The 405-nt window shown below is 55.8% G+C and carries 1 pseudogene; it reads left to right on the top strand.

Going from position 1 to position 405, the window contains the following annotated elements:
* Positions 1–63 precede the first annotated feature (63 nt).
* A pseudogene (locus tag HR086_RS47780) lies at positions 64–405 on the top strand (PrkA family serine protein kinase); the annotation flags it as partial.

The raw sequence follows: 405 nt of genomic DNA, 5'->3' as shown, positions 1-405 counted from the left end.
CGCAAGAACTAGCCTGGCTCTCGCTTGTTGGTGTGGAGTAGGGAAGAAATCTACGGGGGAGATATGGATATTTTCCGCCACTACGCAACGCGTTTTGAAGCACGCAAAGAGGACGAGTACAGCATCCAGGAGTATCTGGATATCTGCAAAAAAGACTCGACCGCCTACGCGACCGCCGCTGAGCGCATGCTCACCGCAATCGGACAGCCCGAACTGGTGGACACTCACCACGATCCGCGGCTGTCGCGGTTGTTCTTCAACAAAGTCATCAAGATCTACCCGGCCTTCCGGGAGTTCTACGGCATGGAAGATACGATCGAGCAGATCGTCTCCTTCTTCAAGCATGCCGCGCAGGGTCTTGAAGAGCGCAAACAGATTCTTTACCTGCTCGGGCCACCGGGCGGG

Origin of the sequence: Myxococcus sp. CA039A (assembly GCF_013336645.1) — a bacterium.
GTDB lineage: Bacteria > Myxococcota > Myxococcia > Myxococcales > Myxococcaceae > Myxococcus > Myxococcus llanfairpwllgwyngyllgogerychwyrndrobwllllantysiliogogogochensis.
Note: the sequence above shows the minus strand (reverse complement) of the source record. Positions and strands in the feature narration are given on the sequence as shown.